The following is a 13,625-nucleotide window of genomic DNA, read 5'->3' as shown; positions in this document are numbered from 1 at the left end:
TAAATGATTTAAGTTAACCCTATATTGGTAGGCATGTAGTAGTCAATTTAAGAGAAAGTTTCGTTGCGCTTTTTGTATCAAAGCATTAATGTAGTATTAATAATTATAAGATTTATGAAGGCGCTATGAATACTTATGCTAAATCTGGAATAGACCTTAAACTATATAATGAACTAATAAAAAAAGTTAAACCTATCATTGAAAAGACTAAAGGAGAAGAAGTAATTAGTGAAGTAGGATCATTTTCCGCATTGTTTGACTTTTCTTCGCTGAGTAAGAAATACGACCATCCAGTACTTGTTTCCTCAACTGATGGAGTGGGCACAAAACTATTAATAGCTCAAGAGGTGAATAAGCATGATACTATAGGTATAGACTTAGTTGCAATGTGTGTAAATGATTTACTTGCACAAGGAGCAACACCTTTATTTTTCCTTGATTACTTTGCAACAGGCGTTTTAAACAAAAACGTTTTATTGTCTGTAATCCAGGGCATTGCAGAAGGGTGCAAGGAATCTAAAATAGCATTAGTTGGTGGAGAAACTGCAGAAATGCCTGGAATGTATGGTAACAATCACTATGACCTTGCAGGGTTTGTGGTTGGTGTTGTTGATCGAAAGCAAATTCTTCCAAATTGTAGTATAATGAAAGCAGGTGACTGTGTAGTTGGTTTAGAATCAAATGGAATTCACTCAAATGGATTTTCTTTGGTACGCCATATTTTTAAAAGCTTAGGTATAAATTATAATGATATATCTCCATGGAATAATAAATCTTGGGGTGAAATATTACTTAAGCCAACAAAGATATATGTTGATTCTTTGTTGCCTATTATGCCAAAGGTAAAAGGCATTGCGCATATAACAGGTGGCGGGTTAATAGACAATATTCCAAGAATTCTCTCAGGAAATTTATTTGTAGACATAAATATTAATTCTTGGAAATGGCCAGATATATTTTTATGGCTGAAAGAAGAAGGCAAAATAGAAAAGAGAGAAATGTTAAAAACATTTAATTGCGGCATAGGTATAGTACTGATTGTAGATCCCGAGAATATGAAGGATGTGGAAAGCCATTTCCAAAAGCGTGGAGAAAAAATTGAGATTATTGGAAAACTTGATGAGGCATGTAACCCTCCACTTGATAGAGTAGTATTTAGTTAGTCTAACTTTACTGACAGTCTTTTTGCAACTTCTGAGTATGCTTCCTTTAAGTTTCCTAGATTTAAACGGAAAACATCTTTGTCTAGCTTTTTATGCGTATTTTTATCCCATAGCCTACAATTATCAGGGCTGATTTCATCGGCTAAAATGATTTTAGTGCTGCTGTTTATCAATTTGCCAAATTCTAACTTGAGATCAACTAAATATATATTTGCATTTGAAAATAGGTCGACTAAGATTTTGTTGATCTTTAAAGTTGTAGTTTTAACTTCTTCCATTTCTTTATGGGATAACCAACCAAAATATAGTATGTGATTTTCATTCACCATTGGGTCGGCTAGGTCATCATTTTTGTAAAAAAATTCGATTATAGGAGATGTAAGTGTCTCACCTTCTTTGATATTAAAACGTTTGCAAAAGCTGCCAGCTGCAATGTTTCTAACCACTATCTCAAGAGGTATTATCTTGAGTTTTTTGACTAGCTGTTCTCTTTCGTTTAGAGTGTTTATAAAGTGCGTGCTAATTCCTGCTTCTCCAAGCTTTTCCATGATAAAAGCACTAACATGATTATTAATTATTCCTTTGCCCTCAATAATTTCATATTTTTCCTTATTGAATGCTGTAACATCATCTTTAAAGTACTGTATAACAGTTGATGAGTCTTCAGTTTCAATAATGACTTTGGCTTTACCTTCGTATATCGTTTTATTCAGTGACATATTTAATTTAACTATGTATCATATCAATCTACTGTTCTTAGAGTATAGCCCCAAATAACTTAAAATAAACCTTAATGGCGTTCAATGTTACAATATTAACCATATTTCCAGAAATGTTCCCCGGATTTTTGAACTATTCTCTTGCTGGAAGAGCGTTGGAAAAAAAAATATGGAATCTTGAAATAGTAAATATTCGTTCTTTTGCTAAAGATAAACATTCAACTATAGATGATGTTCCATATGGAGGTGGAGCAGGGATGGTTATGCGCCCAGATGTGATTGGTAATGCAGTTGATAATGTGCTTTCTGCTCATAAAAATACTAGATTTATTTATATGACTCCATCTGGTACAAAATTTAATCAGAGCATTGCAAAGGAGTTAACAGAAATTCCTCATGTAACAATATTGTGTGGTCGATTTGAAGGTGTTGACCAAAGAGTAATTGATGTGTATACTCCTTATGAGTTAAGTATTGGAGATTATATACTTTCGGGAGGTGAGCCAGCTGCGATGGTGGTTCTTGATGCATGTATTAGGCTTCTTCCAGGTGTAGTAAATAATTTCGATAGCGTTGCTGAAGAAAGTTTTAGTTATAGTGGTGGTATGCTTGAATATCCTCAATATACTAGGCCTGAGCAGTGGAGTAGGTACAAAGTTCCTGAGGTTCTGTTGTCTGGCAATCACAGAAAAATAAGTGATTGGAGAAGGGAACAGTCATATGTTAGAACAAAGGAACGTAGACCTGAATTGTTGAATGGAGATGATAAATGACAAACTTGCTTGAAAAATTTAACGAACAACAAATACAAAGATTAGCCAAAGAGATGCCAGCTTTTTGTCCTGGCAATGATTTGAAGGTCACTTTTAAGGTAGTTGATAGTATGGGTGAGCGTATACAGATATTTGAGGGCGTATGTATATCAAAAAGAAATCGTGGATTACACTCTTCTTTTTCAGTTAGAAAGGTAAGTCACGGAGAAAGTATAGTATCACAATTTTTTGTTTACTCTCCTGCATTAATTTCAGTACAAGTGATAAGAAAGGGAAAGGTCCGTAGAGCAAAATTATATTATCTGTGCAAGCTATTTGGGAAAGCTGCAAGGATCAAAGAACGTACTACTTATGTTAAAAAAAAATCTAAGTAGATACAATAGGGAGTGATGTCAATTGTATCATCTCAAGACTCTCTCTTATTATCCCAGTGTGTGACGCACAACTGTACGTTTGCCTCCTGCTGTGGTGTCATCCCAATTTTTGACACTGGGATCCAGATTCTCCTTTTGGTTTGTGCTTTCATGAGAAATATAAAAATTATTTGCAGGCAAAGCCTGCTAGATCTAAGTGTCAAGCACTGGAAAAAGGAGAAAGTTTTTTCAAATCCTCATATAAAGAAAAGTAAATGAGTATAAAGAAAAACTTCCTTAAGTTACTTCAATCTAAGCGCGTACATGCTCGTGTAAAAAGAAAAAATAAAAAGAACAACATTTTATGCTTTTGCTCTTTTACAGCACTGATTGTCTCAATTGGGTGTCCTATATGTATATTACTAAGTATATTAGTTAACTCTTATAGTGCTTTAACAGTAACGAAAATTTTATTGCCAGTTGAAATAAATGCTGATCTTATTTTAACTAATAATCCTGGTGATTTACGATATAAGTCCATTAGCCTACTCAATAACTCTTTACATAAAGTGTTTGAAGGAATTGACTTTAAAGACAGTGACGAAATTTTAAGTCGTAACTCTTACAAGGAGCTAGAGAGGTTTTTTCTTAAGAGAGTAAAAAATAGTGGTGAATATGAGATTTGGTTTACCGCATCGAGTGTGATCAATTCACTATATAAAAATAAATGTTTGAATGATCATTATGCTAAATTACTTGATTGGTTAAAAGAGAAGGGAAGAGTAAGAAAATTTTTTAATAAGTCTCTGTTTCTTAAGTCTGATTCTCGTGAGCCTGAGAACGCAGGGATTTTAGGGGCATTTATCGGTTCATTAATGACAATTATAGTATGCTTAGCGTTGGCATTACCAATAGGAATTATGTCAGGTATCTGTCTTTATGAATTTATGCCTAGAAATAGTCTAATAACCAGTATTGTAGAAATTAGCATGAATAACCTTGCTGCAGTGCCTTCGATAATATTTGGTGTGGTAGGACTGACTCTCTACTTAGGCATATTTGGGTTACCCCGTTCTTCACCATTTGTTGGCGGGATGACTCTTTCATTTATGATGCTGCCTAATATTATTATTGCAACAAAAAATGCCTTTACAAACGTTCCTATTGCAATAAAAGATGCAGCGTTTGCGCTAGGTGCACCTCACATCAAGGTGATATTGGATCACTCTTTACCAATTGCGTTGCCACGGATAATACATGGTGCAGTGCTTGCAATTGCAAGGATTTTAGGCGAATCTTCCCCTTTACTTATGATAGGCATGGTAGCATTTATTGCTGATACACCTACATCCTTCTTCGATCCGGCAACTGTTTTACCTGTACAAATATACATATGGTCAAGTAGTCCTGAAATTGCATTTATTGAGCTTGCTGCCATTGCAATTATAGCTTTATTGTTAATGCTATTTGCTTTGAATTTAATAGCAAATTTTGTAAAAAGAAAGTTCGAGTTTTTTGATTCATGAAAATTACAATCCTATCTGGTTATGGCTTAAATTGCGAAAAAGAAACTGCATTTGCATTTATGGAATGCAGCAGAAAGCTTGGTATTAATAATATTGAAGTAAAAATCGTTCACATTAATGATATTATAGATAATCCAAGTGAACTGAAATTAAGCAATATACTTGCAATTCCAGGAGGTTTTTCCTATGGTGATGATACTGGTGCTGGTAATGCATTTGCTTTGCGTATAAAAAACAACTTGTTAGACGAATTTCAAAATTTCTTATCTCAGGATAAGCTTATTATAGGGATATGTAACGGTTGCCAGATATTAGTAAAGTTAGTTCCAGAATTCTCTAATCTAGCTTTAACCTCTAATGATATAGGCAATTATCGATGCTGTTGGGTTAGAGTGAGAGTTAATCTGCAGAGTAGTTCTGTTTGGCTACGGGGCCTGAGTAAGCTATATCTTCCTGTTGCTCATGGAGAAGGCAGGTTTTTTATGGATCAAGATATTTTAAATCAATTGATTGAAAATAATTCCGTTGCACTGCGTTACGTTGATGAAAATGGTGACTATGCAAATTTACAATTTCCTTACAATCCAAACGGATCTATATACGATCTGGCAGCTTTGTCAGATAAAAGTGGTAGAGTTTTAGCTTTAATGCCTCACCCAGAGAGAGGAATATTTTTTACTCAGCAGGACAACTGGCCTCTTGAAAAAGAAAAATGTAAACGTTCAGGAGTGACTATGCCAAAATATGGTGATGGAATGCTCATATTTGAGAATGCACTAAAATATTTTGCGTAAGTATTACAATACGTTACATACAACAAGTTTTTAAGCCATAAAAAGTTACTTGATCAGCTCCTTATCATGACAATAAATCCTTATTTTTGATCTGCAGAGTAGCTTTCTCTAACGTTAGGGATATAATTGTTCCACTTTCCAATTGCTTTTCTCAACAAGAGTGTATCTAAATCTAGTATGTCTCCTATGCTTACCTTCTTGCCAAAATTCAATTACTTTTGGGATTACACAAAACCCCACCCAAAAATCAGGACGAGAAACTTGTGTATTGTGAAATTCTTTCTCTTTTAATTCTATAGCCTGCTCAAAATCTTGCCAATTTTTCAGAACTCTTGATTGTTTTGAGCACCACGCGCTAATTTGACTATCACGTGCTCGAGAGGAGAAATATTCGTCAGCCTTTTTGCCGCTTAGAAGCCTAACTTCTCCTTCAATTCGTACTTGTCTAGAAAATTCTGTCCAATGCAATACGAGTGCAGCTTTGGGGTTCTTAGTCAATTCTTTTCCTTTTCTACTGTTTACGTTAGTAAAGAACACAAAACCTTCTTTACTATATTCCTTTAGTAATACCACTCTTGCAGATGGAATGCAGTCTTTGCTACACGTTGCTAGCGTCATTGCAGTTGGCTCCTTACACGGAGAATTAAGTACTTCTTGATACCACTTTGAAAACAAATCAAAAGGATCTTTTTCAGGTAAGAGTGTCATATGCAAAAATAAAATTTAATTCTGACATGCATTGCAAAAATAAGTGCTACGACCATTTTGTCGTATAAGTGTTATGATATTGTTGCAGATTCTGCAAGGTTTTTGCACTTTACCATATACGTAAAAGTTATTTTGAAAGTATCCAGCAGATCCAGATGGCTGTGCATAATCTTTCAGTGTTGAACCACCAGCAGCAATTGCATCACTCAGAGTATTTTTTATTTCGATAGCAAGTTTTTCGCACTCTATATATGTTAAATCTTGTGCTAGCCTAAGTGGTGATATGCGAGCTCTAAATAAGCTCTCAGAAGCATATATGTTACCTACGCCAACTATTAGCTTATTATTCATTAATACTGATTTGATATTTGCTTTTCTGTTCTTTAGCAACTTCTGTAAATAATGTCCGTCAAATTCATCTGTGAGGGGTTCTATTCCTAGGTTATTAAAAAAATTTAGTTCTTGCTCTCTGTTTAAAACAATCACTAATCCAAACCTTCTTGGGTCATTAAAGATTAGTGAAGTGTTGTCAGAAAATAAGAATATCACATGATCATGTTTGTTCTGTGCTTGATTGTCTTCAGCATATATAAGCTTTCCGCTCATGCCAAGGTGTATGATTACAGCCATACTAGCATCTATATTCGAGATTATATATTTACCTCTACGCTTGATATCATTTATAACTTTGCCCTTTAGCAAATCATCAATATTCTTCGTTATTGGTACACGTAAATTCCAATTATTGACTGTCACATTGCTTATTTTCTTATTTTTGATTTTATCAAATAAGAAGTTAGAGATTACTTCCACTTCTGGGAGTTCTGGCATCTTGTCTACTCTGTTGCTGTTTTTTTCTTTTTAGAATATTTTGCTTTAAAGCTTTTGCCAATCTTTTTCTCTCTTCTTCTTTTTCCTTATTTTTTTTCATGTTATTCATTATCATAATACGTGAACTTGCCGTTGTAGCTCAGGTGGTAGAGTACGTCATTGGTAATGACGAGGTCCCAAGTTCGAATCTTGGTAACGGCACACTGAATTATATTCATGTTATTGTAGACGTAAAGTAATTAATAAGGGTTAAGGTAGGAGCAATAAATGGTAGAAAATGTAGTTATAGATTTATCGCACTGGAAGCAGGATATAGATTTTAAGTTAGCGAAAGAAGATGGAATATTAGGAGTTATGCACAAAGCTACACAAGGGCTGAAATATGTGGATCCAACATATGAAGAAAGGAGAAAAGCAGCTGAAGAAGAAGGATTGCTTTGGGGAGCATATCATTTTGGAGTAGGAGAGAAAGGAAAAGATCAAGCAGAGCATTTTTTGGAAAAAATTGGAGATGCTTCTCAAGTGCTGCTTGCTCTAGATATTGAAGAAAATGGGGGAAACAATATAACGCCAGAACAGGCAGAAGATTTTGTTAATCAAGTTCATGAAGCAACAGGACGCTTACCATTGATTTATGGAAGTGCTTACTTTCTAAAAGATTTTGCAACGCCAACTTTAATGAAATGTCCCCTCTGGATAGCAAGATGGGGAGAAAGTCCAATGTTACCGAAAGGATGGAATGACTGGATTTTATGGCAGTACACTGACGGTCAGACGGGACCTGAGCCACATTCAGTGAAAGGGATTGGACCATGTGACAGAGATAAATTTAATGGAACATTGGAAGAGCTAAAAAAGTTCTGGCTAACAGGAGAATAATGCTATTAAAATTTTAGAACAATTATTTTGACAGGTGTGTTATGGGCTTCAAGAACGTCTTTAATAAGATAATAGAATTTGTTTTGGGTAGTAAATTAAGTATAGAGCTTGATGAATATAAAAGTAATTTTTCTTTTATGGTAGATGTTCTAGTTAGCTCTCTAAAAAATGATAATAAAAGCAATAGGACCGCAATTGATGGAATAGTAGGCCTAAAAGACAGGAACAACGACTTATTGGAATTTGGCAAAGTAAACAAAGACAACTTTTGTATATCTTTGTTAGTAGTCAGTGCCTTACTTATATACTCTCACTTGAAGTCTTTTTCATAATTAGCTGACACAATTACGAGTATCTTTACTTAAAATCAACTACAAAGTTTAAAAGAACCAAGGTTATAAAGGATTCCATATCCTTATCATCATAAGCACTGCTACTATAATAATAACACTAAGAATAACTACAAGTTTCTTTGAATGATAGTTGAAGTTTGATAAAAATTTTGAGACTGTAAAAACCGCAGGTACCAGTTGGTTTTTATTAGCTAAAGTAAAGGTCAAGTATCTGGAATTCTGAACATAAAATCCCCCTGTGAAAAAAAAGATTAGAAAAAAATGCAGTGCACATACGACAGAAATTAAGTATGTGTGTATGCACCCACATACGCTGAAGAGGATACGCTACATTTTTTTATGAGTTTGATTGTTTAATAAAAAAAAGTCTGCAGACAAAGATAAATTTTTGAGCTCTAAAAGTATCTCTAATTGTAATTATAATCAGATTTAAAATGTGCGGAAGTAATTTTTAGCTAAAGTAATACCAATTCCCACTATATAAAGAACAGATAGACAATAATGGGAAAGAAGTGATACTAAAGTAGATAAAATAGAGAGGTATAAATGGCATTAAGGTCAAAACTATTAGACGAAAAAGTTGTAAATTTGGCGAAAGAAATGTTAAAAAAGGTCAGAAATAACGCATATGTTTCAAAAAAGTTACAAGCGGTGATAGCAGGAAAAGAAAGTAGTATAAGCGCTGTGGCAAGAATATGTAAAATTTCAAGGACTGCTTTGACTGAATGGATAAAGCATCTAAAATTTGGTAGAGTAGAAAGATTATTTTCCCCGTCTCAGCGGCGAAGAAAAAGCAAATTAAACAAAAATCAACGTGAGCAAATTGAAATATGGGTAGAAAGAAATCCAAATATTACTATTAAGGAAGTGCAAATAAAAATCTCAGAGGAATTTGGCCTAAACATTAGCAAATCAACAGTGCACCGTGAGATACAAAGGATGAAGTTTTCTTACATAACACCGAGGCCAATTCACCATAAACAAGATAAAAACAAGCAAGAAGAGTTTAAAAAATACTTCAATAAAATAGTCAATTCCCACCCTGAAAAGGAGGTATTTTTTTGATGAATCACGATTTGGAACTCATTCAAAAATCGGACACGGATGGTTTAAAAAAGGGGTCATACCAAAATCCATTACTGACCGAACAAATAAGAAACATTACAAACTCGTTTAATAGTAGTACTGGAAATATTGACAATAAAATTACACAAAACATCTTCAAGTAAACCTATGGTATCGTAGATACTATTGCGTAAAGTATTGTATTTGATATATTGCCACAACCTTTCAACAGGATTCAGTTCCGGTGAATAAGGAGGCAAGTATATGATGGTAATGTTTTCCTGAATTTTCAAACTTTTTGATCTATGCCAACTTGCACAATCCATTACAAGAAAGGCTTCTTTCGTGCCTAAATCTTTCGACATCTGCTCCAGAAATATATTCATACAATCAGTGTTTACATATGGAGCAAGTAGGCTAATTTTCTTACCACTTCTTGGATTTAACGCACTGTAGATATAGAAATTTTGTCTACCAATTTTCATTTTAACCTGTGTTCTGACCCCTTTTTTAAACCATCCGTGTCCGATTTTTGAATGAGTTCCAAATCGTGATTCATCAAAAAAATACCTCCTTTTCAGGGTGGGAATTGACTATTTTATTGAAGTATTTTTTAAACTCTTCTTGCTTGTTTTTATCTTGTTTATGGTGAATTGGCCTCGGTGTTATGTAAGAAAACTTCATCCTTTGTATCTCACGGTGCACTGTTGATTTGCTAATGTTTAGGCCAAATTCCTCTGAGATTTTTATTTGCACTTCCTTAATAGTAATATTTGGATTTCTTTCTACCCATATTTCAATTTGCTCACGTTGATTTTTGTTTAATTTGCTTTTTCTTCGCCGCTGAGACGGGGAAAATAATCTTTCTACTCTACCAAATTTTAGATGCTTTATCCATTCAGTCAAAGCAGTCCTTGAAATTTTACATATTCTTGCCACAGCGCTTATACTACTTTCTTTTCCTGCTATCACCGCTTGTAACTTTTTTGAAACATATGCGTTATTTCTGACCTTTTTTAACATTTCTTTCGCCAAATTTACAACTTTTTCGTCTAATAGTTTTGACCTTAATGCCATTTATACCTCTCTATTTTATCTACTTTAGTATCACTTCTTTCCCATTATTGTCTATCTGTTCTTTATATAGTGGGAATTGGTATCAGAACACAGGTTAAAATGAAAATTGGTAGACAAAATTTCTATATCTACAGTGCGGTAAATCCAAGAAGTGGTAAGAAAATTAGCCTACTTGCTCCATATGTAAACACTGATTGTATGAATATATTTCTGGAGCAGATGTCGAAAGATTTAGGCACGAAAGAAGCCTTTCTTGTAATGGATTGTGCAAGTTGGCATAGATCAAAAAGTTTGAAAATTCAGGAAAACATTACCATCATATACTTGCCTCCTTATTCACCGGAACTGAATCCTGTTGAAAGGTTGTGGCAATATATCAAATACAATACTTTACGCAATAGTATCTACGATACCATAGGTTTACTTGAAGATGTTTTGTGTAATTTTATTGTCAATATTTCCAGTACTACTATTAAACGAGTTTGTAATGTTTCTTATTTGTTCGGTCAGTAATGGATTTTGGTATAAGAATATATTGTAGAAAAAAGAATCCAAAAGTTAGCGTTATTGGTAATCCAAGCGCTAGTATTGGTGTAACGGCACTGTAGACCTTACAATAAAAACTGAGAGGAAAGTTACAAAGGAAGATTATCATGCTTCTTCCATATTCTTTCTACTTTCTTGTTTTTAAGTAGCTCTAGTGCTTTGTGAAGGTGATACCTTGTTTTACTTGGCACTATTATATCATCAATATATCCATGTGATGCAGCAAAAAATGGGTTAGCAAATTTTTCTTTATATTCTTTAATTAGTGTTTGTTGATCTTTTTCGTGTCGAAATATAATTTCAACTGCACTTTCAGGGCCCATTACAGCTATTTCAGCGGTTGGCCAAGCATAATTTATATCACCTTTTAAATGCTTTGAGTTCATAACAATATATGCACCACCATACGCTTTTCTAGTGATAAGGCTAATTTTCGGCACGGTCGCTTCAGCGTAAGCGTAAAGCAGTTTCGCTCCGTGTTGTATTATATTATTGTATTCTTGATTTGTACCTGGTAGGAAACCTGGAACATCAATAAGTGTGATGATGGGAATGTTAAACGCGTCACAAAATCTTACAAACCTCGCAGCTTTTCTTGAAGAGTCAATATCCAAGCATCCTGCAAGGTGCATAGGTTGATTTGCAACAACACCAATAGTATTTCCTCCAATTCTGCCAAAGCCAATTATGATGTTACGAGCAAAATCGGGTTTTAGTGCAAAAAATTTCCTTTCATCACACACCTTTTCAATGAGTTCATACATATCATAAGGAGTATTAGGATTACTAGGAACTAGAGTGTTCAAAGATTCATCAACATCATCAATTAAATCGCAGATTGGTACAGTTTTTGGCAACTCTTGATTATTTGCTGGCAAAAAGGTGAAGAATTTTCGCATTTCTAGTAGCATTTCAACTTCATTATTGAATGCAAAATCTGTTACTCCTGTTTTGCTCGTATGAATTTTTGCTCCACCGAGATCTTCGTGGCTTACGTTCTCGTATGTAACTTTTTTCACTACATCTGGTCCGGTTATAAACATGTATGAGCTATTTTTTACCATGAAAATAAAATCGGTTAGCGCTGGAGAGTAAACTGCCCCACCAGCACATGGGCCCATGATTAGAGAGATTTGTGGTATAACGCCTGATGCATTTACATTCCTTTGAAAAATTTCTCCGTAACCAGCAAGGGAATTTACTCCTTCTTGGATTCTGGCTCCACCAGAATCGTTTAGTCCGATAATTGGAATCCTGGCATTAATTGCCATATCCATAATTTTGCATATTTTTTTTGCATGTGATGCACCAAGTGATCCACCAAAGACAGTAAAATCCTGAGAATAAACAAAAACTTTTCTGCCATAAATAGTACCATGGCCAATTACAACTCCATCACCTAAAAAATCAGCATTTTGCATGCCAAAATCAGTTGCGTGATGCTTCACAAACTTATCATACTCTTGAAATGAATTTTCATCGAGCAATATACTCAGCCTTTCTCTAGCGGTTAGCTTTCCTTTTTCATGTTGCTTGTTAACCCTATCAGGACCTCCTCCTTTTTCAGCTTCTAATGTTTTAGTTTCTAGTATTTTAAAGTCCTGCATATCAAGAGGAGTAATTCTTCAATTAATTAAGTATACATTACTTTTTTGAAGTGTCTATTTTTGACCTAAACACTTTCTTAAGGTCTAACGAAATTGATGAAACTGCACGCATTCACTGTAACTGTCACAAGCAGATTTATAGTCTAGCATTTTTAACGCTAAGCGATTGTACACTGTTAAACAGTGTACATGCTTTATCTATCAGTTTACTGTTAGAACTTCCTGAGAATGCTGAGATGCATTAGTATCGTCTAGAGTAGAAGAAGGTTTTGTTTGCACAAAGCTTTTGGCAGCTTCAACAATCTCATTTATATGAGGTTTTTCTTCTAGCTCTTTAAGGTACTTTGAGAAGATTTCACAATTTTTGTCGTTCATATAGACCATCATTTTACCAAATCCTGAAGCATCTTTTGAGGATAAAACCATTTCAACTGTTTCATCGTAAAAGGTAAAGGTCATTATTACGCTGCCTTTTATATCATGATATTTTCCATCTTTTATTCGAATTATACCATCTCCGATTTTTAGCGCTCCGTCTAAATCTTGAAGTTCTGGATGGCTCAGCAACTTTGTAGGAATGACAGTACACCCTGCTGGATACTTTACAAAATAGCATTGATTGTCTCTTTTTACTGCAACTTTGTTTATTTCACCATTATCAATACTTTCACTTGCAATTTTCTCTAGGTTTGATAAGTAATCTTCATATCTTTCAATTACATCTTCTGGCAATAATTCTAACACTCTCTCACTTACATCATTACCTTTTGAAACGAGATCACACACTTCTTCCCAAATAGGCTTTAATTTATCTTTGTCATTCCCCTTAATATTGTCATCCTTGTGTATGAGATGGTTAAGTCTACATATCAAGCTATCTAGTATTGCTGATCCTCTTTGGGGATCAAATGGAACACTCAGTATAACCTTTTTCTTTTTTGCATCTCTTATAGATTCTAGAAATCTATTTGCAATCCCTGTCACAGCCTGATCAATAGGCAAGTCTTCTGCATCATTATATATGTTATGAGCATTATGAAACTTTCGCGATATATCTAAAATATTTTTTCGCTCATGTTCGTCAATAAAAGCACTTATTTCTTCTGGATAACCTATCTCTTCCAAAGACCCTTTATATGTTGCTCTTTATTTGCACTTGATATTTTTTCTGGTATTAGCATAACTACCCCCATTTACATAATAAATTTAATATAAAACATACTAACCTTAG

14 protein-coding genes, 1 tRNA gene and 2 pseudogenes are annotated in these 13,625 nt (G+C 34.2%); 10 read left to right on the top strand and 7 right to left on the bottom strand.

Going from position 1 to position 13,625, the window contains the following annotated elements; genetic code table 11:
- The first annotated feature begins 125 nt into the window (after nt 1-125).
- Nucleotides 126-1,163, top strand: a complete 1,038-nt coding sequence (purM, locus tag ABWU24_RS04705) for a phosphoribosylformylglycinamidine cyclo-ligase (RefSeq protein ID WP_015588117.1) — start codon at nt 126-128, stop codon at nt 1,161-1,163.
- Here the strand turns inward: purM and purC are convergent.
- Nucleotides 1,160-1,882 carry a phosphoribosylaminoimidazolesuccinocarboxamide synthase gene (purC, locus tag ABWU24_RS04700; RefSeq protein ID WP_214241734.1) on the bottom strand — a complete coding sequence of 241 codons (723 nt, stop codon included), beginning with the start codon at nt 1,880-1,882 and terminating at the stop codon, nt 1,160-1,162. The two genes, purM and purC, sit on opposite strands and share 4 nt — an antisense overlap.
- Before the next feature lie 74 nt (nt 1,883-1,956).
- On the opposite strand from purC, the gene trmD reads away from it, so the two are divergent.
- From trmD to ABWU24_RS04680, 4 genes are all read left to right on the top strand, one after another.
- A complete protein-coding gene (gene trmD / locus ABWU24_RS04695; RefSeq protein WP_015588115.1) occupies nt 1,957-2,655 on the top strand; it encodes a tRNA (guanosine(37)-N1)-methyltransferase TrmD in 699 nt (232 codons plus the stop codon).
- The gene (rplS, locus tag ABWU24_RS04690; RefSeq protein ID WP_135352950.1) at nt 2,652-3,029 is read left to right on the top strand and encodes a 50S ribosomal protein L19; all 378 of its coding nucleotides are present in this window, start codon (nt 2,652-2,654) and stop codon (nt 3,027-3,029) included. Before trmD ends, rplS begins: the two co-directional genes overlap by 4 nt.
- A 254-nt stretch (nt 3,030-3,283) precedes the next feature.
- The gene (locus ABWU24_RS04685) at nt 3,284-4,534 is read left to right on the top strand and encodes a PstA family ABC transporter permease (protein ID WP_341815673.1); all 1,251 of its coding nucleotides are present in this window, start codon (nt 3,284-3,286) and stop codon (nt 4,532-4,534) included.
- A complete protein-coding gene (locus ABWU24_RS04680) occupies nt 4,531-5,328 on the top strand; it encodes a phosphoribosylformylglycinamidine synthase subunit PurQ (protein ID WP_353274523.1) in 798 nt (265 codons plus the stop codon). Before ABWU24_RS04685 ends, ABWU24_RS04680 begins: the two co-directional genes overlap by 4 nt.
- Before the next feature lie 114 nt (nt 5,329-5,442).
- On the opposite strand, the gene pdxH is transcribed toward ABWU24_RS04680, so the two are convergent.
- Genes pdxH through ABWU24_RS04665 form a run of 3 tightly spaced genes read right to left on the bottom strand, consistent with a single transcriptional unit; the run spans nt 5,443 to nt 6,967 of the window.
- Entirely contained in the window at nt 5,443-6,036 is a 594-nt protein-coding gene (gene pdxH / locus ABWU24_RS04675) for a pyridoxamine 5'-phosphate oxidase (RefSeq protein ID WP_341815671.1), read from the bottom strand.
- Between the two features lie 15 nt (nt 6,037-6,051).
- Nucleotides 6,052-6,867, bottom strand: a complete 816-nt coding sequence (gene mutM / locus ABWU24_RS04670; RefSeq protein WP_264375214.1) for a bifunctional DNA-formamidopyrimidine glycosylase/DNA-(apurinic or apyrimidinic site) lyase — start codon at nt 6,865-6,867, stop codon at nt 6,052-6,054.
- Complete coding sequence (locus ABWU24_RS04665) at nt 6,833-6,967, bottom strand: hypothetical protein (protein ID WP_255324779.1); 135 nt, start codon at nt 6,965-6,967, stop codon at nt 6,833-6,835. Before ABWU24_RS04665 ends, mutM begins: the two co-directional genes overlap by 35 nt.
- 28 nt (nt 6,968-6,995) lie before the next feature.
- Between ABWU24_RS04665 and ABWU24_RS04660 the strand changes: the two genes are divergently transcribed.
- The 4 genes and pseudogenes from ABWU24_RS04660 to ABWU24_RS04645 all read left to right on the top strand — a co-directional run.
- A tRNA-Thr gene (locus ABWU24_RS04660) sits at nt 6,996-7,068 on the top strand.
- A 66-nt stretch (nt 7,069-7,134) separates the two neighbouring features.
- A complete protein-coding gene (locus tag ABWU24_RS04655) occupies nt 7,135-7,746 on the top strand; it encodes a glycoside hydrolase family 25 protein (protein WP_341815670.1) in 612 nt (203 codons plus the stop codon).
- Nucleotides 7,747-7,787: 41 nt separating this feature from the next.
- Entirely contained in the window at nt 7,788-8,078 is a 291-nt protein-coding gene (locus tag ABWU24_RS04650) for a hypothetical protein (RefSeq protein ID WP_341815669.1), read from the top strand.
- Between the two features lie 567 nt (nt 8,079-8,645).
- A pseudogene (locus ABWU24_RS04645) lies at nt 8,646-9,222 on the top strand (IS630-like element ISWpi10 family transposase); the annotation flags it as partial.
- 13 nt (nt 9,223-9,235) lie between these two features.
- On the opposite strand, the gene ABWU24_RS04640 reads toward ABWU24_RS04645, so the two are convergent.
- A protein-coding gene (locus ABWU24_RS04640) for an IS630 family transposase (protein ID WP_353274341.1) occupies nt 9,236-10,241 on the bottom strand; the annotation gives its coding sequence in 2 pieces (ribosomal slippage) (nt 9,236-9,730 and nt 9,732-10,241; 1,005 coding nt in all).
- Nucleotides 10,242-10,319: 78 nt separating this feature from the next.
- On the opposite strand from ABWU24_RS04640, the pseudogene ABWU24_RS04635 reads away from it, so the two are divergent.
- Nucleotides 10,320-10,754 (top strand): annotated as a pseudogene (locus ABWU24_RS04635) (IS630 family transposase); the annotation flags it as partial.
- 122 nt (nt 10,755-10,876) lie between these two features.
- On the opposite strand, the gene ABWU24_RS04630 reads toward ABWU24_RS04635, so the two are convergent.
- Both ABWU24_RS04630 and ABWU24_RS04625 read right to left on the bottom strand, forming a co-directional pair.
- Nucleotides 10,877-12,394, bottom strand: a complete 1,518-nt coding sequence (locus tag ABWU24_RS04630) for an acyl-CoA carboxylase subunit beta (protein ID WP_341815668.1) — start codon at nt 12,392-12,394, stop codon at nt 10,877-10,879.
- A gap of 201 nt (nt 12,395-12,595) precedes the next feature.
- Entirely contained in the window at nt 12,596-13,519 is a 924-nt protein-coding gene (locus ABWU24_RS04625) for a hypothetical protein (protein WP_353274521.1), read from the bottom strand.
- Between the last annotated feature and the right edge of the window lie 106 nt (nt 13,520-13,625).

Origin of the sequence: Wolbachia endosymbiont (group B) of Hofmannophila pseudospretella (genome assembly GCF_964028515.1) — a bacterium.
Taxonomy (GTDB): Bacteria; Pseudomonadota; Alphaproteobacteria; order Rickettsiales; family Anaplasmataceae; genus Wolbachia.
This window is presented reverse-complemented; position numbering and strand designations above follow the sequence as displayed.